The organism is Flammeovirga sp. MY04, assembly GCF_001682195.2.
Taxonomy (GTDB): domain Bacteria; phylum Bacteroidota; class Bacteroidia; order Cytophagales; family Flammeovirgaceae; genus Flammeovirga; species Flammeovirga yaeyamensis.
In genome coordinates, this window is sequence record NZ_CP003561.2 from 345,638 (window position 1) to 370,795 (window position 25,158).

Consider the following 25,158-nt stretch of genomic DNA (forward strand, 5'->3'; position numbering starts at 1 on the left):
TCCTAAATTTTTCTATCAAAAATTTTTCAAAAACTAATTACAAGAATAAGTATTAATAAATGAGATGAATAGTTTTAATATTAACTTAATGAAGAAGTATTTTTTTCTTTTACTACTTGCTTTAATATGCTTTAACCAACATTCATATTCAGAGAATACCTTTTCTAAAACAAAAAGTTACTCTATGAGTGATGGATTATCTCATTATGGGGTAACGTCTATTTTAGAAGATCATAATGGTTTGTTGTGGCTAGGTACTTTCGATGGCCTAAATTGCTTTAATGGATATGATTTTAAGGTATTTAGGAATACAGGAAAGGTAGAAAGTATTACTAATAATCGAGTTCGATCGCTTTACCAAGATAAAAATAACAACATTTGGGTTGGTACAGAACAAGGCATCTCATTATACAATTATAAAGACCAGAGTTTCCAAACGTTATACGAAGCGGAATCTGCAGAAGTGCACATTAATGGTTCTACCATCAACCACATATTTAAGTATCAACATCAAATAGTTTGTGTGTCTGAACACAATGGCTTGTACTTTTTTGATGAGGAAACCTATGAGCTTCAGAAGTTTATCACTATTGAAAGTCAGAAGAAGAATGGCTTTTATTACTATGGCATGGTGCAGTTGGATCATCATATCATTTTATCAACAATTGATGGATTAGTTATCTACAATTTAGAAAAAGATACACATAGGAAAATTAAATTAGCGGGTCTAAAAAATACAAGGGGGATAACGATCACTCCTGATAAAAAACATGTATTTATTGCAGGGAATTCCGGTATTTACAAATATGAAGTAAACGAGGATAGTGATCAGATTCTTTCCTTTGAGGATAAATACTTCACTAAAATTAGATTTAGAAGTATCTACTGTGCCGAAGATAATCAGCTTTATTTAGGTCATATTTCTACAGGTTTAGATGTGATAGAAGATTATCATGAATTGAAACGTGGAGTACAACTCAGTAAGTATAAAAATAAAGTAAGCTTACCTTTAGATAGGGTGAGTGTTTATGCCATCAATAAAAAAAGCGGAGATTGGATCGCATCATTTACTGAGGGGATCTATCATATCAATAACAGATTTCAAGATTTCAGTAATTTCAAAATTCCGAATAATACTAAGCAACGTTTTCCGAAGAAGAGTCAGGTTTTAAGTATCAATCAATTTGATGAAAACACCTTATTGTTTAACGTTAATTTCAGAGGGATTCACTGTTATGATATCGCTCAAAATCAGTTTTGTGCTATTGATAATCGATTGAAAAATTTTGATGCCAAGCATATTAGCAATCTATTTTTAGATAATGAGGGGAATAAATGGATCAAGAGTAACTATAATCTTGGGCATATTTATTTTCAGGAAAAGGAGGACGACCGATGGTTGGAAATTAAAGATAGTAGATTTCCTTTCTTAGGGAAACTGAATATTAAATCTGTTGCCAAAGATCGATTGGGTTATTATTGGTTAGCCACCAACGAGGGGTTATTTCGATTGGAAATTAAAAATAACAAGTTAATTGATGCACAAGAGTTAAGTAAATTCAAGCAGCAAACGAAGAATTTATCCAGCGAAATGAGATATGTGTATGTTGATCCGTTAGTCGACGTTGTGTGGGTAGGCACACGGTTGAATGGATTGATTCGCATCCAGAATAAAGATTTACCATTAGATGAACTAGAAACAGAACAGTATGTGCATTCATCAAAAAATCCGAATTCGATATCAAGTAACCACATTACCTCTATTCTTCGATTACCAAATAAAGAACTTTGGATAGGAACTGAAAGAGGTGGAGTTTGTCGAGTAGAACAAGGTGCATCCACTTATACTTTTACATCATTTAGAGAGAAAGAGGGGTTAGATAATAATGTGGTAAAATCCATATTATCTGATGCCAATAATAATCTTTGGATAAGCACGAATAAAGGATTAAACGTTCTGAATACCAAAACCTTCGTAATCAGAAACTTTAGTAAGGAAGACGGTATTTTTGTAGCTCCTTTCGAAAATACATCTGCATTGTTAGAAGATGGAAAGATGGTATTTGGAGGCGCAAATGGATTCTGTATTTTTCATCCCGATAGTATCTCGGATGAGTCTTACCCTGATTTAAGACTTGGAGAACTAAAGGTGTATAATCAAGAAGTACAACCCAATAAAACAGTGGATGATCATGTTATTCTCACTCAAAACCTCAATAGTACAGATCATTTCTCTTTGAATTACGATCAGAATGTATTTTCTATTGAGATGTTGTCTTTGCATTACAGTAATCCTAAAAGTCACTTACTAAAATACAGACTCTTACCAAGTGAAAAAGAATGGGTGGAAGTTACTTCTGATCTAAAAACAGCTAGTTTTAATAGTTTGCCTCCTGGAAATTATACATTCGAGGTAGCGACTTCTAATTCGAATAAAGACTACGGACAAATAAAAAGTATTGCCATAGAGATTAAGCCACCTTATTGGAAAACGACTTGGGCGTATATTATTTATGTGGTACTTGGAGTAGCAATTATAGGTATCACTATAAAGTTTTTACTTCATCTTACGAATCTAAAGCATCAGTTGCAGATTGAACAGTTAGAACACAACAAACTAGAAGAACTAAACAAGACCAAGCAACAGATGTTTATGAACATCTCCCATGAATTTAGAACTCCACTTACTTTAATATCTGGACCGATACAGGTGTTATTAAAAATGTTCAGTTCGCATAAAGAAGCATTTGAGCATTTGGACTTAATTAGTAGACAGTCTAAAAAAATGTATCAATTGGTCAATCAGGTGCAAGACTTTAATAAGGCGGAGCAAAGTTTACTAAAATTACAGTTGCAGTCTTTCGATCTTATCGAGTTACTCACCAATGTGAAAGAAGATTTTGATCCTTTGGCAAAAAAGCAGAATAAGACGTTTCATCTAAAGGGAGAAGCGAATAAGTTATTTATCAATGCAGATTACAGTAAATTAGAAATCGTACTGAATAACCTATTGAATAATGCTTTTAAGTTTACCAAGGAAAACGATTCGGTCACTATAGAGTATTCGTCTAATTCTAACGGGATTGATTTGTACATTACAGATAGTGGACAAGGGATTTCCGAACAAGATGTACCATTTATTTTTGATAGATTTTATCAATCGAAAACCAACACCTCGACAATAGGATCGGGAATTGGCCTTGCGTTTTCTAAAAAGTTAGTGGATCTACATTTTGGATCAATTAAAGTGACTAGTAATGAGAAAGAGGGGACTACTTTCCATGTCTTTATTCCCACAAAAGTAAGTAAAGAGAGTCAGTTTAATGAGGTGAGATTAACCCAACTATTAGAAGAAGAAAGCCACGAAGAAAGACAGAAATTACTTCCTGATAATTTAGTGCTTCCAGAAATAAAGATTGATGAAAACCTCAAAGATCAAACAATATTCTATGTTGAAGATAATCCTGACCTTAGAGAATTTGTACAATCGGTCTTAAGTGATCACTTTAATATTAAAGCGTTTGATAACGGCAGAAAGTGTTTAGATCAATTAGAAAAAGAATGGCCTGACTTATTGCTATCGGATATTCTGATGCCAGAATTAAATGGTTTAGAGTTATGTAAATCATTAAAATTGGATATTCGAACGAGTCATATTCCGGTGATTCTATTGACCTCAAAATCGAGTATTGAAGATCAGATAAGTGGTTTGGAAATAGGTGCAGATGCTTACATCACCAAGCCATTTGATATGAAACACTTAATTACTTCTATACAAATGCTCCTCAAAAATAGAATGCTTTTGAGAGAGCGTTTTAAGATAGATGTTCCTATTGAATTAGAAAGAAAATCAACCGATAAAAACGATAAGATATTTATAGATAAACTCTATCAATTGATGGAGGACAACTATTCTAACGAAGAACTAGATATTAATTTCTTTGCTAAAGAATTGTACTTAAATAGAACGCATTTTTATCAGAAAGTGAAAGCAATAACAAACCATACTCCTTTAGAGTTATTGCGTATGTTTAGACTTAAAAAAGCAGCAGAGTTGTTGGTTCAAGAAAAAATACCAGTATCAGAAGTGTATCTTCTTACAGGTTTTAAGAGCCGAACTCACTTTACGAAAATGTTTAAAGATACGTACGGACTTACTCCTGGTAAATATGGAAAATCATCAGCAATAGAGAAGGATAAAAAAGTGATGATGTAGCTAAACTGAAAATCTGATGAAATGAAATGTATTTTTTAATAAATAAAATGAAAGACAACAATGAGACTAAAACCGACAAAGAGCAGAGCTAACTAACTGTACAAAAGTGATTTATTGAAAATGAAGACATTGAATTAACAAAAAAAGACAGGTGTAGGAATCTTAAATTCTACTTTTGGGTCATTAAAGGGTGAAAATACAATTATTACTATTTTATAACTGATCCTTTTAGCAAACTCAATAGTACTAATGGGCATTTATCTATCAATAATGTCTCTTCATTGAGAATTACTTTTTTAAATAAAAAGGCGATTAAATGATTATGAATTTTACAAAAAACACCAAAAAGCCTAATTTTTTACTGTTATATCTGACATTTTTTATTCTATTCATTTCAGGGTATGAAATACAAGCACAAACAGTACAATTAAAGGGTAAGGTGATCAGCAGCGATGACAATTTACCTTTGCCAGGGGTAAATGTATTGATTCAAGGAACTACCTCCGGTACCATCACTAATTTTGATGGAGAATACCAACTGATGGTGGAAAGAGGAGATGTACTTGAATTCCGTTTTATTGGTATGGAAACTCAAGTGGTGGTTATTAAAGACCAAGCAAGAGTAGATGTGAGCCTAGAAACTAGTGTCAAACTTTTGGATGAACTAGTGAAGATTGGATATGGCGAACAAAAGAAGAAAGAAATTTCTGGAGCGGTATCACATGTAAAAGGAGATGTGATTGAAACGTTTACTACAGGTGATTTCGGTGATGCACTTCAAGGACAAATTGCTGGTGTAAGTGTGTCGAATACTGGTGCACCGGGAGAAAACGCAGTCATACAGATTAGAGGTGTAAGTACCGTTTCTGATATGGCAGGGGCAACAGAACCTTTGTATGTGGTCGATGGAATTCCTCAAAACGAAAACCCACGTTTGGCTCCATCAGAAATTGAAACATTAGATATCTTAAAGGATTTAGCATCTTGTGCAATTTACGGTACAAGAGGTGCTAATGGCGTTATTCTAATTACTACTAAGAAAGGAAATAAAGGGAAGTTAAATTTATCGTTTAACGGAACATACGGTATCAAAAATATTACTTCTGATATACCGCTCATGAATTCAAATGAGCAAATATATTTTGATATCGTAAAACACCGTAACATGAATGGTAACCACGATGGAGAGATGATTTTACCCATCGGCCAAAGACCAGAATGGTTTAATAATGAAACGGATTTAAGAGATGTCATTTTATTAGATAATCAGCCAACACAAAATTACAATCTGAGTGTAAGTGGTGGTAGTAAAGGATTAACGTATAACCTTACCGGCGGAATTTACGACGATAGAGGTTCTGTATATAACTCAGGTTTCTCAAGAAAAAATGCGAGAGCAGGTGTGCGTTACAAGCAAGGTAAATGGGATATTAATTCAAGTTTAGCGATTAGCTCAGAAACAACGACAAGAGCCAACCCTTATTTACTTTTACAAATGATTCGTTATAAACCGTATCAGCCAGAGGTAGATCCAAATAGAGATGATCCTGTTTTATCACCTGGTATTGGTCACTCTCCAGAATCATCGATTGCAAATCAGGTAGTTACAACAATGCGTAGAGAAGACAAGTTGTATCGCGATCGTTTACAGGGTAATATTAGTATTGGTTATGAGTTTACTGAAAACCTTAATTTCAGAGGTAATATTGGTGCTAATTCAATTAATGATTTTAGAATTCAGTTCAACCCATTTATCCCTACTTATGACTCACAAGGACAACTATTGTCGAACAATGCCAATAGCTTTGTAGAAAACTCATCAGGAAGAAGAACAGGAACCTCATTCGATGGTCGTTTAACTTATGCCAAAAAATTTGGAGATCATAAATTCTCTGCCATGTTGGGTGCTTCTAACGAGATCTACACAAGCGAGAGTTTTACAGCCAGAAAATATGGTGTTGTAGATAACTCGATTAGAGTATTGAATGGGGCAACTTTGGATGCCGCTGCAACATCAGGTTATAACTATACTTACAAAGTTATCGGTACGCTAGGAAGATTAATGTACGACTACAAAGGGAAGTACATGTTCTCGATGAGTGGTAACTATAATGGTAATTCAAAGTTTGCTAAAAACAATAAATGGAAATTCTTCCCATCTGTATCAGGTGCTTGGAATGTGGCTGATGAAGCATTCTGGGACGGTATGAGAGGTGTCACAAACAATTTTAAAATTAGAGCATCTCATGGTCAGGTAGGTGGACAAAGCTTCTTACCATACACAGACGAAGTGACCATTCAACATGGTCTTGATTATCCATTTGGTGGTGCAGGAAACCAAGCATTATACTTTGGTGCGGCACAAGTGAGATACGCCAATACAGAAGTACAATGGGAAACATCTATTCAAAATAACTTCGGTATCGACGTAGGCTTCTTGGACAATAAGTTCACTTTAGTCGCCGATATTTATCATACAGAAAAAGCAGATATGTTATTCCCTGTTCAACTTCCTCCTTCAGTGGGTACAGGTAGTGGATCCAATTCTAAACTGACAATGAACATGGGTAATATGGTGAATAAAGGTATTGAGATTGCCCTTGGTTATAAAGGTGGAAACACCAAATTTAATTGGAGTGTTAACGGTACTTTCACCAAGAACATCAACGAGATCACGAACATGAATACAGATGAATTTGTCTACACAAGTGACAACGGATTGATCTCTGGTGCTGAGGCAAGTTCTAAAGTAACTGTATTTGCAGAAGGATATGAGGCAGGGGCATTTTTCCTTTACAAAACTGACGGTATTGTGAAAACAACCGAACAATTGGAAGAGTTTAGAAAAATTAAACCCGATGCCCAAATGGGTGATTTGATCTATGTGGATACTAATGGTGATGGTGAAATTACAGATGCCGATAGAGTTTATTCTGGTTCAGGATTTTCGGATTGGGAAGCAGGTTTAATGGTGACGTTAAACTGGAAAGGATTTGATTTTATGATGCACTGGTATGCAGCAATTGGACATCAAGTGATGAATGGATCGAGTGCACAAGCCTACAGTGAAGGTCGTCATAAGAATCAGGTATCGACTTGGTCGGAAGCGAACCCACATTCTGATATCCCAGCCTACAGAGGTGGAATGAAAGAGAACGATAACTTTAAAGCCTACACAGACCTTTGGTTAGAAGATGGATCTTTCGTTCGTCTTAAGAACATTCAACTCGGCTATACGCTACCGAAAAGTGTGTTGAAAAAAACAGGGGCATCAAACATCAGAGTGTTTATTTCGGCACAAAACCCACTCACTTTTACTAGATACACAGGTTACGATCCTGAGGTCGCTGGTAATGGTGTGTCATCAAGAGGTTTGGATAAAGGAAACTATCCAATTTCAGCCATGTATTTAACTGGATTTAAATTAAACTTCTAAGCAAAAAATATCACAAGACGATGCAAACATCTAACGCTTATATAAAATATAGCTTATTAGTAATTATCAATATATTCCTTTTAGGTTGTACGAGGGATTATTTAAATGAAGCTAACCCAAACGAAAAACCAATTGAAGATTATTTCAATAATCTTACGGAGTCAGACAAGGTTCTAACAGCTACCTATGCCACTCTAATGAATCATTATGTATTAAACATTACAGAAGAGACATGGAGATCTGATATGGGCTACCCTGGATGGAACCGACCTTCGCCAACCAATGGTGATGCACTTATTTGGTACAATCATATGTATAATGATTCAAGTCCATCGATTAGTAAAAAATGGCAAGCATTATACGAAGGTATCTTTAGAGCAAACCAACTGATAGAAGGATTAAATGATCAGTTGAAGCACATGGAGGAAGAACCTCGTTGGCAGGAACAAATGGCACAAGCTAGAATGCTTAGAGGTGTTTATCACTTTTACCTGTATCAATCATTTAACAATGGACGTGTAGTGATACGAGATAAAGTGCCTCAAACATTGGAGGAAATTATGATATCTGTTTCTCCTGCAGAAGAGGTATTGGCCTTCATCAAAAAAGATTTTGATTATGCCTATGAAAATCTACCTATTTCATTTTCTACAGAAAGTGCAAGTATAGGTAGAGTGAATAAAGGTACAGCAGCCATGTTTTTGGGAAATATGTACTTATTTGAAGGAGATTATGCATCTGCAAAACCTTTCTATGAGGAGATAATTCACAATGCCGAATATGGGTATGAATTGGTAACGGATAGTGATTTACAATTCACGACAAAAGGTGAAATGAACAAAGAATCCATTTTCGAGATCTGTTATCATGCTGAATTAAGAGCGGATTTAGGGAACTGGGATGAAAGTAGACCTTCTAACCGATTGGCAAGATCTGCTCCTGGTAACTTAGGTGGATCGAGAGAATTTCTTCCATCGGCATGGATTGCCTATGCTTATGAGCATGAGGCAATGGACGAGCAAGATGAGAGAAATTATTACAACGATGCTTTGGGTGTGAAACAGTTAAGGAACGTACCGCTTAGAGCATCAGCAATGATTGCTTTAGTTCCTGATGAGCAAACTACTTATTATGTAACAGGAAACGTTCCTCAACAAGCAGGTTTTAGAGATAATGAATATGGGTATTGGAAGAAATATTCTAACCACGATTATTTAACTTACGAAAATTCATTGCCGTACGGATCATTACACTCTGGTAAAAATGTAACAGTCAATCGTCTAGCAGAAGCTTATCTGAATTTAGCAGAATGCTATATCAAAGAGGGCAATGTAGAAAAAGGTTTAGAATATATGAATGCCATCAGAAAAAGATGGGGATTAAGATTATTAGGAGATGGAAACGGCGATACATCACATGATTATGATGGAATTACTTATACCGCAGACAGTTTGATGCATCAGTTAATGTATCATGATAAACCATTAGAGTTAGCTGTGGAAGGTCATATGATCCGATGGATTGATTTAAGAAGATGGGGAATTACCAAACAAAATTACCAAATGAGAGCTGAGGAAAGATATTACTTGGTAGGATATAGATATGTCAACCCACAAGGTAATTTTAGCTGGAGAGGAAATTCACATTTACAACCTGGCGATGTACCTAGTGGAAGTAATTCAATTGTAGTCAAAGATTTTGAGATGGCATCCATTAACTTCAATCCAGAACTGCACAATTATTTTCCTCTGCCATTATCCGAAATCATATCAAATCCTAACCTAGATAGATAGTAAGCCATGAATCAATTTAAATATATATTTGTAAGCATTTTTACTTGCTTGTGTTTATTTGGCTGTAAAGATGATGATCTGAAGCTAAATGCTAATGACTTTTCTGATGTGACTTGGTACACTTCCATCGCACCAGGAAAACCTTATGCAGTGGCCGTAGGAGAACATATTTCTTTTATGGATGCTTCTCAAGGGGTATTGACCCATCATTGGGAAATTGACTCTGGCAATTATTATCTTTCTCCGGATTTTAACTCTCGTGATACTTTAGATAAGTACATCATGGAAGGAGTAGGAACCATTATCGAAGATGTTACAGCCAATGTACTTTTCAAGAAAAGCGGTATTCAGAGAGTAAGACTTTACAATACATTTTCTGAGGAAGTCACTTACAGAGGCTATGATACACTGTCTGCTGTTCAAAGAGAAGATGGCATTTGGGTCATCGACACCGCTTTCCAAGTCGATGTGTATGCAGATATTGATCCTCATGTATTCATCTTAAAAAATGATGAGGTGATTGCAGAACTTACAGAAGGTACTGTGATCGACGAGGATAAAGCTTTGTGGGATACTTTGGAGATTAATGCAGGTGATAAAATCACGTATATTGATTCGACAAAAATAGGCCGTCCAGATTATAGATTATGGAAATTGGTCAACAATGCGATTACTGAAGAAGGTGCTTCATTAGAAGAAATTACGACTACTTTCCATTTTGAAAAGTTGGGTAATCAAGGGGCAGGTAGTGTTTCTATTCAAAGAGCAAACGAAGAACTACCAATGGCCAATCTAAATGTACAGTTACCTTATATTTTTAAGGTGAAAACTCCTGAAATTCAGCCATCAGTTATTGTTAAATATGATGGTAATGAGATCTTCAGATTAGAAGCAGGGGCAACAATTCCAGCAGAATCAGAATGGCCAATTGTTGATTTATCTGCAGGCGAAAAATTAGAATTTATTGATGTCTCTACTGTAGGACAAACAAACAATAGAACTTGGAAGTTTTCATCAGGATCATTGGGTAACTCAACAGATTCTATTGCTATCAATCAATATTGGGAAAACGGTACTCATAAAGTGGGTGCAATAAATGCCATCAGAAAAGACCATGATTATTTAATCAATGGATCGAAAGAAGTGGTGATTCCTTTAAAAGTAAATGTAACTACACTAGATATCACACCAACGTATAGCATTTATTATAACGATGCCGTTGTATTTAATTTTGCAGAAGGTGATGTGGTTGGAGATCCTTCAAGTTGGCCAATTATCGATGTTCAAGCCGGTGATAAATTAGTCTTTAAAGATGAAACATTGAAAGGATCGCCAACAAGTATTCTTTGGGAGTTAAACAATGCCAACCCATCAACATCAACAGATTGGGAGGTGGAAGCAGGTTATACTGTCAATGCCACAGATGCATTTGAAGCAGGAACTGTTTCTTGGAAAAGAGAAGGAATGCCAATCGAAGATGATAATAAATCATTGCCTCTTCCATTCTACATTCAATTACTTTTCCCTCAAGAACCGACTTATATCAATAGTGATATTTCACAAACAGGCGTAGGTACGAATGTTTTATCATTTACGGTATCAGAAAACTTGCAAGACATTGATTCTGATTTAGTGAAAGCCGATTTTGACGTGTTAGTGAAACAATATGGTTTTGAAGTATCAGGAATAAATATCAAAGAAGTTAGATTGAATCAGTCGTCAAGAAAACAGGTGGAAATTGAATTTGATGCACCAATCTATAATTCAGATAGTATCTATGTAGCCTACTCAGGCGATATGATCAAATCGTTAGCCAATGTTTCCTTAGAACATTTCGAAAATAAGCTAACGGTGATGCAAGGCAAAGAAAACAAAATTTCTGGTTTTGTAAACCCTGGTTTTGCTCAAGCCATTGCCAATAATGGCGGTGCTTACGGTTGGTGGACGAACGTATCAACAGTAAGTAGATACGAAGGGAAGTCTTCAGATGGAGATAATGCTTGCCTTCAGTATTTAGTAGCCAATTATAATGGATCAAAAATATCTATTCAATCTACAGAAACCATCAACATTATGGATGAATTGGATGAAGGATGGTATGAAATAACTATGGACTTCTTTATTCCAGAAGGCGTAGACTTGAATACATTTAAAGTGCAATACAGAGCCAATTGGACCAACATACCTTTTGATGTTTCATCGATAGAAAGAGGGAAATGGGTACAGGTTAGTAAGGCATTCTATACCACTTCTACAATTGGACAAGGTAGACAAGACTTTGTATTAATGATCAATTCAGTAAATGATGCTACTGGAGATGTAGAGTTTTATGTGGACAACTTCAGAGTGACTTCTGTTGAAAAACGTCCTTAAGCATCTATAGATGAAAAGATCTAAGATGAATTGAAGTATATCACAGTTTAACACATTCATCAATAGTTTTTGATGAATGTGTTGAATTCATCTTTTTTAAGAATGATAAGACATATTATTTACAAAATAAGACGGGCTTGGAACATTAAAATTTCATTTTTGAAGCAACAATTTTTTCAAGGTGTGTACTAAAATTATAATCAGCAGCATGATGAAAATGAAGAATTATTTATCTGTCATAGCACTACTTCTATTAAGTTGTTTCCACTCATTGGAAGCCCAAGACTTAAAGCTTCAGATAGAAAAAGAAACAGAACAGCTTCACAAGTTGGTAAAGAAAGCAGAAAGAAAAGGTATTGATGTTAGCAAAGAATTAAGCACATTCAGAACAGCAGCGATATTTTCTAGATATGCAGATTGGGATGAAAAGAATTTCAAGAAAAATGTGAAGTTATTCAACTTAGTCAAAAAGCTTAACGATAAAACTCCTGAGGAAAATGCACATTATTTACCTCAATTCGAAAGAGAACAAATTCTTTTGATGCTTAAAAATGCACAATCAGAATTGGAAGCAGTTTTAAGTGGAGAACATCAAAGACAAGCGACACCAAAAATAGATTGGTCTAATCTGGACATCAATAATAATACAATTGAACAGAATGGAGAACCTGTTTTTATCTATGATTATGTATGGAAACCCACAAGTAAAGAATTTCAGGAGTTTTATGGAGAACAAGATGGAATTTTTCTAACAACAGGTTATCTAAATGAAGATGGATCGTTAAAGCACTACAAACTAAAAGAGATACAAAATAAGGAGAGCGGTACATTAGGTACGGTATTTTTAAACCATCTTAATCCACCAAAATGGGCCATAGATAAGTATACCGATTTTACGGTAGGTGGACGTAGATATACGGGTTACGATATTGACAACCCAGGAGCAAAAGAAATTCAACGTCAGTTAATTTCTCAAGTGGCACCACTCACAAAAGGGAAGAATTATGCGAAGTTAGGTTGGATGTTAACGAATGAGCCTCACTGGTTCACAATTAAGGATTCATGGGCTTCGGGTACAGTTTCTAATTTCACTTTAGAGAAATTTAGAGGCTATTTAAAGGAGAAGCACAAGGATATTAGTGTATTAAATAAACGTTGGAATACCTCATTTACTTCTTTTGATGCTGTCGAGATCAGTATTCCAATTGAAGCAAAACTTCAAGGAACTTCGAAGTGGTACGATTGGATGAGTTTTAATCAATACAGAGTGACGGAATGGTTTACTTTTCTACAAGATGAAATCAGATCTCATGATAAAGAGGCTCACACTCATATTAAATTGATGCCTAATCTTTGGACTGAAAACAAAAGAGATCATGGTATCGATATGGAAGCATTATCTGATCTAACATCAATTATGGGTAACGATGCGGGTTCTCATTATTCTGCCATGTGGGGTAAAAAAGAAGAATGGGTAGATCATTATGCTTACTCTTGGAGAGAGATGTGTATGAGCTATGATTTTTATAAATCCATATCGCCTAACAAGGTGATCTACAATTCTGAAACACATTATTTATCAACGGTAAAATTCAGAGAGTTGGATTTAAACCTCGATTATGTGAATGCAACCCATTGGATGGCGACGATCTTGGGTCTAAATTCTAGTAAAGCGTGGTTCTGGCCTCGAAAAGAAGACGGTTCTCTAAAAAGCTACACAGAAAAAGGGTATGCCGGATCTTTAGCTATGCAACCTGCTGTAGTCGATAAAGTGACAAGAACCATGATGGATCTAAATGCCAATGCTCAAGCACTTACAGAGATCCAAAATCTAAGAAAACCGATTCGTGTCTTTTATTCTGAAACGTCAGCCATAAATCTTAAAAAACACATGGACGATGTGTTTACTACTTACGAAAATCTATTTTTCGAAGGATATTCAATCGGCTTTGTCACAGAGAATATTTTAAAGAAACAGTCTCAAAAAAACTGGGATGTAGTGGTTGTTCAAAAGACTCCGTTCATCAAACAATCAGAAAAAGATGCTTTGCAAAAATACTTGGATAATGGTGGTACAGTAATCATAGATAATGCAAGTATTCTAAAGAACGAATATGGAGAAAAGCTTTCACCTTTGAATAAAAGCAATGGTCAACTTATCAAGGTGGAGGACTTAAATGAAATGAAGTTGAAAGCTTTGGCAGAAGTGACTTCAAAGCATACTCTTCAAGTAAGTGAGTTAAATGATCATGCTAAAAAAGGAGTTTTTTGGAGGTATGTAAATACTGATAAAAACAGCAATATGCTTACGCTAATTAATATTGGTAAGGAAGCAAGAGCAATTGAAATTAAACTGACGGACGCTGAAAAGTCTACATCTGTAAAAAATATTCTAACTGGAGAGCAATTAGAGAATAACATCACCCTCCAGCCATTTGATGTTCTCTTTGTTGAAGTCAACGACTCTTTAAAATTATAAGTAACTACACAAGACAAACGATAAATTATAATCTTATGAAATCAATTTTTTTCATCTTAACGCTAATCGTAGCAACATTTAATTTTCACGATTGCCAAGCGCAAGCTGATCCTGAAGTGGAAAGTATTTTGAATCAAAAGAACTTTGGTTTTGAATCAAGAATGAGTGGTTGGTGGACAAAAGACAAACAATACTGGAGTATTACTGATGAAAAGTCAGCTTCAGGAAAAGTGAGCTGTAAATTTACATGTGATGCTATTCCAGAACAGCAAAACATGAAAATTGAAAGCAAGAACAATCACAAAGTAGACGATAGTTTTAAAATTAATGTTGAAGAAGGGGAGTACAAAATTCGTCTAAAAGTATTCTTGGAAGAACAACATCCTAAAAGTTTACACCTTAGTTTTGTAGAACCGAACAAAGCTTGGCTTCAATCCATTATCAAATTCAGAAAATTAGAAACAGGTAAATGGATCGATGTGGAAACTAAAATTAAACTGACCAACATCGTTAATGGTAAAATGGTTTTGATGGTTCCATCGAATGTAACACATGGAGGAGAAGGAACATTTTATGTGGACGATATTCGTCTAGAAAAAATATAAACGGAATGTTTAAAAGTTATCAGAAAGGTCTATTGTTTTTACTCTAGACCTTTTTGGTAAGTATAGGATAAATATGATGAAGAATCTTAAATGATATCTATTGATATTGTTGATATACATTATAATAAGAGATGAATAGAATTACTTACTTTTTTACTGTTGTATTGTTTCTTGTGTTTTCTATTAATGCTATCGGTCAGTCTTTAGAACAATTGGTAGAAGCTAAAATAGATTCCCTCGAAACATTAATTCTTGAAGCAAACGAACAAGAAATTGATACTCAAAAAGAGGAGATGATTGTCTTTACGGCAAAGTTGTTTTTAGACTTTGCTAAAGTGGATGAACAATCGATTTCCGAAAATAAAAATTACTACGCGGTACATACTTTATATAAAGAGGAAGCCCAGCAATTAGCCAATGATCTACCTGATTTCGAAAGACAAAAAACATTAGAATTATTGGATGAAGCGGTGGCGCATATACATCAAGTACTATCAAAAAATATACTAAGGCAAGCGACAACGGAGATTAATTATTCCAACATTCAGCTCGACAATAATCATCTGATGCAAAATGGGAAAACTGTTTTTCTAATGGATTATGTATGGAAACCGGATGATGTTTCTGAAGAAACCAAAAAACACTTTGGTGCCTATGGGAGTGAATATATTTCACCAAGTTTTATCAATGAGGACTTCTCCTATAAAAATTGGGCTTTTGATAGGGTCGCCAATAACAATAATCAAAATATCGGTGCTGTATTTATTGATAACAATAACATTCCTGCTTGGGCATACGAAAAGTATGACAATTTTGATGTAGGAGGTCGAAAGTACGGAACATACGATATCGATCATCCTGGAGCAAGAGAAATATATGGGAAGCTTTTCGAATATTTTATTCCTTTAGTGAGTGGTAAGGAACACTCAAAACTAGGGTATATGTTATTTAATGAACCTAGTTTTTTTACACGTGAAGGGACTTGGAATACTGGAGAAGTATCGGAATACACCAAAAGTAAATTCAGAACTTGGCTAAAAGAAAAACATCAATCTATCGAAAACCTAAATACATTATGGGCATCTAGCTACAGTAGTTTTGATGAGGTAGATGTACAAATTCCGATGAGTACCAACAAACAAGGTTTAAGTATTTGGTACGATTGGATGGCGTTCAATCAGTACAGAGTAACTGAGTGGTTTACTTGGGTAAAGAATGAAATAAGAAAATATGATGATGATGCAAAAGTGCACATCAAATTAATGCCTTGGTTGTGGGTGAGAAATGCAAGAGATCATGGAATGGATTACGAAAGCCTCATTCGATTAACGGATATCATTGGAGTGGACGCAAGTGCCAAGAATGATCAGATGTGGGGAGAGAATGATTGGGATCATCGTTATGGTATGGAGTGGCTACCCACTACTATGATCTTCGACTTTTATAAATCTGTGCAACCCAATCAGTTTATTTATGATTCAGAGAATCACTTCTTAACATCAGTTTCTTTTATGTTTAAAGAAGTTGATCCAGATTATGTAAATGCAGTTTATTGGTTAGGACACTTACATGGACTTTCAGCCTCAAAAAGTTGGGTGTGGTCTAGATTGAGTAATGGTAAGATTGATTCACAAAGACCTGTTAGTGGAGAATATATTGTAGACGTGACTCATCAGCCGAAAGTACTTGCTCAAGTACAATCTACCATGATGGATTTAAATACTTTTAGTGAAGATATCTTTAAATTTCAATCCAAAGAAAAACCAATAAGAATCTTCTATTCTGAAACTTCGGCCATCAATAGAGAGGGTTATATGGAAGAGGATATCCACGAGATTTATCAACAATTGTATTTTGAAGGAATACCAATTGGCTTTGCAACGGAAAACATCATTACATCGAAGAAAGATGATTGGGATGTCATCGTAGTGTATAATACCGAATCCGTAAAAGAATCAGAAATTGATGCACTACAAGAGTATATTAATGCAGGTGGAAAAGTGATACTCAATTCCAATTCATTAAAATATAATGAATATGGTGCGCCTCATTCAAAAGTATTAAACGGTGCGATTTACAATAACTCTTTAGCTGGTATGGCTGATCTAGCTGTTTCTAATGTAAAGAATTCTCCCAAATTGGAAATTGTAGAAACGAACGAAAGTACTGGTAAAGGGTGTTTTTGGCGATCAATATCAACTGCAGAGGGCAAAGAGATACTTTCTATCATTAACCTTGGAAATACGGATGCTGATATCTCTATCAATTTAAAAAAATCAGACTATGGTACTTTCTGTTTCAACTTGATGACAGGAAAATCGATTGATAATCAGTTGGTGCTTTCGCCTTATCAGGTATACTTTTTAGAAGTGAGAGATGAAGTAACAGTAACTCCAAATGTGGGATTCGTTTCTCCTCAGAATGGAGACGAATTTTTAGTAAACAACACTGTAGAGGTGGAGGCCACTACTTCAATTGATAAAGGCAATATTAAAGGAGTAAGACTTTTTATTGATGATCATTACGTTGGAGAAAAAACAGCGGGACCCTATCGTTGGTCGGTAGATTATTTTAAAGATCAACCGGCAAAATCGTATACCCTCACTTTAGTAGCTACTTCTGATAAAGGAGTAGAGTCAGCATCAAGTATTACGATTCAGACCAACTGTGAGAATTTAAGTAATGAGGTAACTGTTGAAGGGAATTTATTAAAAGCGGTTCAAGAAGGAGCCACTTATCAATGGTTCAATTGTGATGCTCCGGAAATCATATTAGGAGATAACTCACCCATTTTCACTCCACAAGAATCGGGAACATATGCGGTAATGATTTCTAATGAAACCTGTACTGCCATATCAGAATGTATGGATATGAATGTGACCTCAATTGATGATCAAATAGGAAGGGTGATGGCAACAGTTTATCCTAATCCAACAAACTATAAAACGACAGTTGATTTTGGGAAGCAGTATGATCAAATCAATTTAAAAGTGATCAATACGATTGGGGTAGTGCTTATGGATCAACAATATAAAACGAAGAGAAAAGTAGAATTGGATCTAAAAGAGTACAAAACGGGGATCTATTTTATACAGGTTTCTACCAATGATTATATGAATGTTTTGAAAGTAGTCAAAGAGTAGTTGTATTTCAGCAGTAAATATGCCTCTAATTTGTATCTACTAATGAATATAATGTCTGTAATAATAAATAACAGTATAGACAAGCGGTTTTCATTAGGCGTGTAAAATACAATTAAACTAGTTTTGTTTGAAAGCGAAATCATTCGTTTTGAAATTAATTTTCTGTAAAAATCAATCTTAAAAATTAACGGCAAACAATATTGTCATTCGTTAAACAAAACTATTTTTTTTGTATGAAAAGAAATATTACTTCAATTCTATTTTTCATCATCGGTCATCTGTCTTTCGCCCAGAATCTTATTCCTAATGGCGACTTTGAAGGTGATAATGGAAACTGGAATTTTAAAGGAACTTCAGAAATCATTTCTAATACGTATAATCCTGATCACGGTAATGCGGTTAGGTTCACAATGAACGCATCAGGCGGTTGGGCAACAGTAGGACTGAATCAAAATATTACAGATCAGTTTACTTTTCCTTTAGCGGAAGCGCAGGAATTTATGGTGACCTACGACCTCGCATTAGAGTTCGATGAAACTCAAATGACAGCAGCTGATGCGGATAAATATACTAATGACACCGGGTTTAGTACAGGCTTCTTCTTGATATCTAATGCTTCTAATCAAGGTAATTGGATGAAATCAACCAAAGAAGCAGGTTATGTTAACATTCAAAATGTCTATACTCTAGGGACGGATGTAAACGATTTAAATGTAGAGATACGTATTGGTAAAGCGTTAGATGGTTATAGCGACCAATTTAAACTAAGTGGCCTTTCGTATGTGTTTGATAACCTAGAGATGATTCCGCTTGCTGATTTTATGCAAGCAGAGTTAGAAGATCTAGCACTTACTTTTAACAGTGTGGATCCTCAAGATGGTAATGGTATTGTGTTTAATATCGAAAGCTTTCCATCGTCTCATAAAGGTATAGACTTAACATGGGCATCAGGTAATCCGTCATTAATTGATGATCAAGGGGTGATTATCCAACGCCCTGATGTAGAAACGAAGGTAACTTTTGTGGCGACAGCTACTTTACAAAATACAACTACTCAAAAAGAAGTAGAGGTTACTTTACTTCCTATCAAAGATGGATCAGGAAACTATATTGTAAGTAATGCAAACTTCGAAAAAGATCTTGCGGTAGGTTGGAATACTATTAATGCAGGAAATTTCCAACAAGTGGACTACCATGGATCAAAAGCGATTCAACTCGAAGGTGGTGGTTCAAGTATCGGTAACTTACAGGTCAATTCTATTGGTTATCCAGTATATAAAAACCCATCAATTGTTAGTTATTATAAAGTGACTTCTACGGTAGAATCAACAAATCCAGCAGATAAAATTAGATACCGTTTTAGATATCAATTAGCAGGAGATGCATCTTATACCTCTTTAACGGGAGTAGTAAATACTTCTGAAATTGGTGAGGGACAACATCATATTGTCAACTATTATCAGTTAGATAATCCTGAGGAAAAGTTATTGGAAGGATTAGGTGTTCAAATTCAATATGGAGGATCTACAGGTAATATCATCATTGATTATGTCAATTTAGAAGAAGTATCGGAGGATGAATATCAGTTAAATAACTTGGTCAGTACTTTTGCTCTTCAGTTACAAAATGAGGAAAACTTGAATAATGTTCGTACTAACTTCCCATTACAAACGACTGACGAATTAGGATATGGATCGACCATTACTTGGGAGGTGAAAAATCCAGATGCTTACCCTGATGCTGTAGTGATTGAAGATAATCATGCGGTATTGAATAGAAGCTTGGCAAAGATCGAAGGCGTAGAATTAACGGCTACAATTTCCAAAGGTGATGTAAGCGTTCAAAAGGTATTTACTTTTGCTTTAGCATCTTTCTCTCCTCAAGAACAGTTGGATCAAGCGTATGCTGCTTTGGAGGTACTTTTTGAAGAAGGTAATTCTTATGATAACGTCTTCCAAGATGTGACTTTAGTGACTTCTACTATCAATAATGTAAAAGTGGAGTGGGTTTCTAATCATGCAAATATTACTGAAACTGGAGAGGTAACTTTAACTTCTGAGGAAGTGGAAGGAACATTAACAGCTACACTGACTAAAACGACAAGTACTGATCCTTTGACTGTAGATAAGACCTTTACTTTAATAACAGCTAAGAACGATGAAAGCAAACTACAAGAGGTATTAGATGCTATTTCGATTACGTATGCTGAAGGCGATGATAAAGACAATGTCACTCAAAATGTGGTATTACCTTTAACAGACGATACTTATGCTGATGCTGTGATCGAGTGGTCTTCGGACAATGCTGCAATTACAAATGCTGGTGAAGTAACAATAAGTTATGAAGATGACATCACAGTCACTTTAAATGCTACAGCATCAATTGGTATGGAGGAGCAAAGCAAAGAGTTTGTATTAATTGTTGCTCAAGACGAAGCTCAAGCGGTTATTGAAGCTTTAAAATTAGTAGTAATTGACCTGAACGGTAATGTTGATGCTGATAATATCACAGATAACATCGTTTTATCATCAGAAGGTGCTTTCAATACAAGTATAGAATGGATTTCTTCTAATGAAAATGTATTGGCTACTGACGGTACAGTCAATCAAATTTCTACAGATCAGCCTATCAAGTTAACAGCATTCGCTAAATTAAATGATGCAGCATCAGAAGGTAAAGAATTTGATGTGATTGTATTGGGTGATCCTTCTAAGAAATTGGAAGAAGCTGTAATGGCCGTAGAAGTTGTTTATGCTGAAGGCGAAGATGCCAATAATGTGATGTCTGATGTAACACTTGCATCGACAGGATTATTTGATGTAAACATCTCGTGGTCATCAAATAATGAGGCTGTGATTGCTAACGATGGTACAGTAGTGAGAAGCATTGAAGATGAGACTGTAACGCTAACGGCTACAGTAACATTAGACGATAAAAGCATGGACAAAACATTTGAATTGAAGGTAATTGCTGATGCATCATTACAATTTGCAGCGGCTGTAGAAGCACTTGAAATCGGACTTGCAGATGCAGATACGGAGGATAATGTGACTTCAGATGTAGATTTACCATTGTCATCTTTATATAACACTTTGGTTTCTTGGGAATCGTCTAACGAGGACGTGATTACTGTAGATGGAGAAGTGACAGCTCAAGTAGAAGACGTAAACGTAACGCTAACAGCTACAATTACTTTAGGTAACTTATCGACTACCAAAGAATTTGATGTAACTGTGGCTAAAGTAGATGAACCGACATCTATCGATCGTAATCAAGTAGTGATTAATGTGTATCCAAATCCATCATCAGATGAGATTAATGTGACAGTAGATAAGATCATTCAATCCGTAGAAATCTTTGACTTGCTTGGTAGAAAAATGGAAAATTTACCTACGCTTAAATTGGGTAATAATAAAGTACAGGTCAATATCTCAAAATTACACAAAGGCAAATATGTTGTATTGATAAACGGTAAAGCCAAAACATTTATCAAACAATAGAATAGGACACTATTGACATAAGGACTGACTTAAAGAAGGCATCTTCAATGATTTATTGGGGATGCCTTTTTTATGCACTTGATAAAAGAGATTATCGTCCTGTAATACACTTAGATACATAAATTGTACAGTCCGCTACAAGACTCAAAGGGTTTATTTTCATCTTTAAAAACTTCTACTTCAAGCACAATCTGAAGAGGTCAATTATGAAATGAATTTACTAATGAGCATTATCTCTTCTATCAAAATGTAACTGATGAACAGAAGAGGATTGCTATTTAAAGAATGAAAGAAAATGAATCTTAAACAATTACTTTTTATCACTTCAATTTTTGTGGTATCCAACATTTGGGCACAAGATGAAGCTGATTTTTACACTGACAAAATCAATGATGTAACCAAAACCGTCAACTTAGTAGATGATTATGGAGTGAATAATCAAGATGATGAAGACGATAGTGAAGCCTTGCAAAGAGCAATTGATGAACTCACCGAACTACCAAATGGAGGAAGAATAAATATTCCGGCAGGGAAGTACTATTTTCAATCTATTCTTGTCAAATCAAACATCCATATTACTATAGATACTGAAGCACTTATTTATCCTACCGATCCTGGTAATGACAAAAACTATGTAATTATGAGCATTGGCAAAGATAATGAGGAGACTCGAAATGTAAGTGTGAGAGGTGTGGATGGTTATTACACCGTAGATGTTAGCAAAGCAAGAAATCCGAATGTAAGAATGTTCCAATTGGTCAACGTCAAAAACTTTTTGATTTCTGATATGCATTTAGTCGATGATAACACAAAGTTTTCAGCCATTACTATTGGCTATTCGACTTACAACGGAGAATATGTAAGTTCAGAAAACGGAGTGATTAAAGACTGTAGTACTGTTGGTGCACATTATGGATATGGATTAATTCAATCTCAAGCATTAAAAAATACCTTCTTCAAAAACCTTTGGGGTGAAGGTGGTGTAACGCTTCGTTTAGAAACAGGATTGAATAAGATGAATGACCTTCAAGTAGGTGGAAATTTTGATATTTATGGTCAAAATATCTATTGCGAAAACGGGAATGCTGCAGTAATGATTTCTCCACATGCTATTAAGAATGGACACGTAGAAATTGATGGTGTAGAAGCAGTCAATACAGGTTTTGCTGTCCGTATCGGTAAAGGGTATGTTACAAGTTCCCAAGAAGCTTTAGGAATCACTCCGGGATATTATGCCAGTACTTCTATTGTCAAAAACGTAAAAGCGACTTACGGTTGTAGTGCTCAAGTAAAATCAAAACATTTTAAATATTTCCCTTGTGAGGAAAAGCAATGGATAGGAACAGAATATAATCCTGATGGGGAAAGTTACCCTGCACCAGCAGTAGCTAATATTTTAAATACTGCAGATGGTAATAATAATACAGCTTTAGGTTATTTTGATGTTGCCATTTCAAATACAGAATCAATTGGGTTTAAACATCAACCAAAAGATGTTGTGACTGAAGAAGATGAAAATACGGAATGTGGAGAAATTCCTCCTGTAACCGATGGTTGTGACTGCGAATGCAACAACAGTGGAGGTGTTTCTAACTTACCACCTCACGATGATCCTACCTATTTTGTTTTCCCTAACCCATCGCCGGATAAATTTAAGATTAGAGGAGATATTAGAGATACAGATCAAATTCATGTGATCAACCAGTATGGTGCAGTCATAAATGTGGAACCTATTTTTTATGATACAAGATGGGTATTAAATCTGCAGAATCAGCCTATTGGTATTTACTTCTTAAATATAAATGGAACAATTATTAAGTTGTTAAAAGAATAATTAGACCTTTTGATGAAGTAGAAGGTATTTATAAATCAATTAAAAAAGTCAACCTTAAAACAAGTATTTCTAATGTTTTAAGGTTGACTTTTTTTGGATGAGATCTTTTTCTATTGTGCTTTTGTTTTAATCGTCACTTTAGCGTTCATAGCTGATCTCATTGCCTCTAAATCCTTTTGATAAGCCTTGTCTTTTGCAACATTCGTCCACTCATTAGGATCGTTTTGGTGATCGTACAACTCTTCGAAACCGTCTTTATAAATAGTGTATCTAAAACGGTTAGAACGAATAGAATGCATGCCTTCGTCTTTAGAAGTTACCGCTGTTCTGTTCAGCTTTTTCTTAGGCGATTTTACCAATTCGATAATACTGCTTCCTTCGTTTTTATCGTTGGCAGGTAGGCCACACATTTCTACTAGAGTCGGGTAAACATCAAGTAGTGAGACCACTTCTTCAGATGCTTTTCCACCTTTTTCTCTTGGATCGTAAATCACCAAAGGTGTTTTAGCAGAACGTTCCCACAAAGTATTTTTCCCCCAAATATCTTTTTCACCTAAGTGCCAACCGTGGTCGCCCATAATCACAATAATTGTATTGTCTTTGTATTCCGATTTTTCTAGCGCATTGATCAATTCACCCACACAGTCATCAGCAAAAGTAAGGTTGGCTAAATAGGCTCTTACTGCTTCTTGCCAAAGACCTTTTGACACTAATTCGTCGTGAAGACCCAATTTCATTTTGTTGCCAAAACTACCTGTGTCTTTGATGTCATCTTTTAAATAAGCAGGTAATTCGATCTTATCCACATCATACATTTCGAAGTACTTCTTTGGAGCGTACCAAGGTAAGTGAGGTCTAAAAATACCACAAGCTAAGAAGAAAGGTTTGTCATGCTCTTTCTCTAAAAACTTCGCACAATATTCAGCATTTTGCCAATCGTTAGTTTCTTCTTTGGTATCTTCAATTGGATACCAATCGAAGTTTTTCTTGGCGGTACCTTTCATATCCTTTCTTGTGAAATCAATACCATGACTTCTTCTAAATGACTCATCTGGAAATCTAGTTCCTAATTTTGAGAATTTTTCTTCTTGAAAAGATCCAGGATCACTACCCGGTTTAGGCTTTGGTTTGTTACCTCTTGGACTATGGAAAATTTTACCCGATGCGACTGTCTGATATCCATTCGCACTAAAGTGTTGAGGAAGAGTAACCACATTTTCAAATCCTTCGTGATCTCTAAAGTGTTCTGAGTTACCATATACTTTAGTGGTCGACGGCCTCAAGCCTGTAAGCAAACTTGTCCTCGATGGATTACAAAGTGGAGCAGCACAATAGGCATTCTTAAACATTACCCCTTTTTTAGCGATTTTGTCGATGTTAGGTGTAATGGCTTGCGGATGACCATCAAATGCACCCACCCAATCGTTCATGTCGTCGACCATGATGAACAGCACATTCGGTTTTTCATTTTGTGCTTGTAACAGACTTACCGATAGTAGCCCAAAGACAAGGAATGTTTTAAATATTCTACTTTTCATATTTCTTTCATTTCAATGATAAAAACCTGAGGAATCAGGAACATACAAATATGTTTTTTTTCGATGGTTTACGACTTTCGGTACGTTCTTAATATGTCTTTGTTAATCCATTCCGTAATTTTAAGTACAATTTCGAATTTTGTATCTGCATGTACAATAAGATTTTTGCAGTAAAATGATATAAATTAGTTAACTATCAGATAAACAATAAAGTAGGTTTGTTATCTATGCGGTGTCAATT

The 25,158-nt window shown here is 35.2% G+C and carries 10 protein-coding genes; 9 read left to right on the plus strand and 1 reads right to left on the minus strand.

All coding sequences use genetic code 11. The annotated features are described in order from the left end of the window. The first annotated feature begins 184 nt into the window (after nucleotides 1–184). From MY04_RS21410 to MY04_RS21450, 9 genes are all read left to right on the plus strand, one after another. On the plus strand, nucleotides 185–4,216 hold the full coding sequence (locus tag MY04_RS21410) for a hybrid sensor histidine kinase/response regulator transcription factor (protein ID WP_066214119.1): 4,032 nt from the start codon (nucleotides 185–187) through the stop codon (nucleotides 4,214–4,216). 322 nt (nucleotides 4,217–4,538) lie between these two features. Further along, complete coding sequence (locus tag MY04_RS21415; protein WP_158297828.1) at nucleotides 4,539–7,652, plus strand: SusC/RagA family TonB-linked outer membrane protein; 3,114 nt, start codon at nucleotides 4,539–4,541, stop codon at nucleotides 7,650–7,652. A gap of 20 nt (nucleotides 7,653–7,672) precedes the next feature. Then, nucleotides 7,673–9,445: a RagB/SusD family nutrient uptake outer membrane protein gene (locus MY04_RS21420; protein WP_066214125.1), complete on the plus strand. Its 1,773-nt coding sequence runs from the start codon at nucleotides 7,673–7,675 to the stop codon at nucleotides 9,443–9,445. 6 nt (nucleotides 9,446–9,451) lie between these two features. Further along, complete coding sequence (locus tag MY04_RS21425; RefSeq protein ID WP_066214128.1) at nucleotides 9,452–11,818, plus strand: hypothetical protein; 2,367 nt, start codon at nucleotides 9,452–9,454, stop codon at nucleotides 11,816–11,818. 217 nt (nucleotides 11,819–12,035) lie between these two features. Continuing rightward, the gene (locus MY04_RS21430; protein WP_158297829.1) at nucleotides 12,036–14,297 is read left to right on the plus strand and encodes a beta-galactosidase; all 2,262 of its coding nucleotides are present in this window, start codon (nucleotides 12,036–12,038) and stop codon (nucleotides 14,295–14,297) included. 35 nt (nucleotides 14,298–14,332) lie between these two features. Then, a complete protein-coding gene (locus MY04_RS21435) occupies nucleotides 14,333–14,902 on the plus strand; it encodes a hypothetical protein (protein ID WP_066214132.1) in 570 nt (189 codons plus the stop codon). 131 nt (nucleotides 14,903–15,033) lie between these two features. Further along, entirely contained in the window at nucleotides 15,034–18,045 is a 3,012-nt protein-coding gene (locus MY04_RS21440) for an Ig-like domain-containing protein (protein ID WP_066214135.1), read from the plus strand. A gap of 233 nt (nucleotides 18,046–18,278) precedes the next feature. Continuing rightward, on the plus strand, nucleotides 18,279–21,545 hold the full coding sequence (locus MY04_RS21445; RefSeq protein ID WP_066214136.1) for a T9SS type A sorting domain-containing protein: 3,267 nt from the start codon (nucleotides 18,279–18,281) through the stop codon (nucleotides 21,543–21,545). A 295-nt stretch (nucleotides 21,546–21,840) separates the two neighbouring features. Next, nucleotides 21,841–23,379, plus strand: coding sequence for a glycosyl hydrolase family 28-related protein (locus MY04_RS21450; RefSeq protein ID WP_066214138.1), 1,539 nt, complete (start codon nucleotides 21,841–21,843; stop codon nucleotides 23,377–23,379). Nucleotides 23,380–23,489: 110 nt separating this feature from the next. Here MY04_RS21450 and MY04_RS21455 read toward each other — a convergent pair whose 3' ends face one another. Continuing rightward, complete coding sequence (locus MY04_RS21455; RefSeq protein ID WP_084006047.1) at nucleotides 23,490–24,917, minus strand: sulfatase; 1,428 nt, start codon at nucleotides 24,915–24,917, stop codon at nucleotides 23,490–23,492. Nucleotides 24,918–25,158: the final 241 nt, after the last annotated feature.

What these genes read in the sequence shown, in the direction of transcription:
- MY04_RS21410 (WP_066214119.1), top strand. Translation starts at nt 185, where the DNA reads ATGAGTGATGGATTATCTCATTATGGGGTAACGTCTATTTTAGAAGAT.
- MY04_RS21415 (WP_158297828.1), top strand. Translation starts at nt 4,539, where the DNA reads ATGAATTTTACAAAAAACACCAAAAAGCCTAATTTTTTACTGTTATAT.
- MY04_RS21420 (WP_066214125.1), top strand. Translation starts at nt 7,673, where the DNA reads ATGCAAACATCTAACGCTTATATAAAATATAGCTTATTAGTAATTATC.
- MY04_RS21425 (WP_066214128.1), top strand. Translation starts at nt 9,452, where the DNA reads ATGAATCAATTTAAATATATATTTGTAAGCATTTTTACTTGCTTGTGT.
- MY04_RS21430 (WP_158297829.1), top strand. Translation starts at nt 12,036, where the DNA reads ATGAAGAATTATTTATCTGTCATAGCACTACTTCTATTAAGTTGTTTC.
- MY04_RS21435 (WP_066214132.1), top strand. Translation starts at nt 14,333, where the DNA reads ATGAAATCAATTTTTTTCATCTTAACGCTAATCGTAGCAACATTTAAT.
- MY04_RS21440 (WP_066214135.1), top strand. Translation starts at nt 15,034, where the DNA reads ATGAATAGAATTACTTACTTTTTTACTGTTGTATTGTTTCTTGTGTTT.
- MY04_RS21445 (WP_066214136.1), top strand. Translation starts at nt 18,279, where the DNA reads ATGAAAAGAAATATTACTTCAATTCTATTTTTCATCATCGGTCATCTG.
- MY04_RS21450 (WP_066214138.1), top strand. Translation starts at nt 21,841, where the DNA reads ATGAATCTTAAACAATTACTTTTTATCACTTCAATTTTTGTGGTATCC.
- MY04_RS21455 (WP_084006047.1), bottom strand. Translation starts at nt 24,917, where the DNA reads ATGAAAAGTAGAATATTTAAAACATTCCTTGTCTTTGGGCTACTATCG.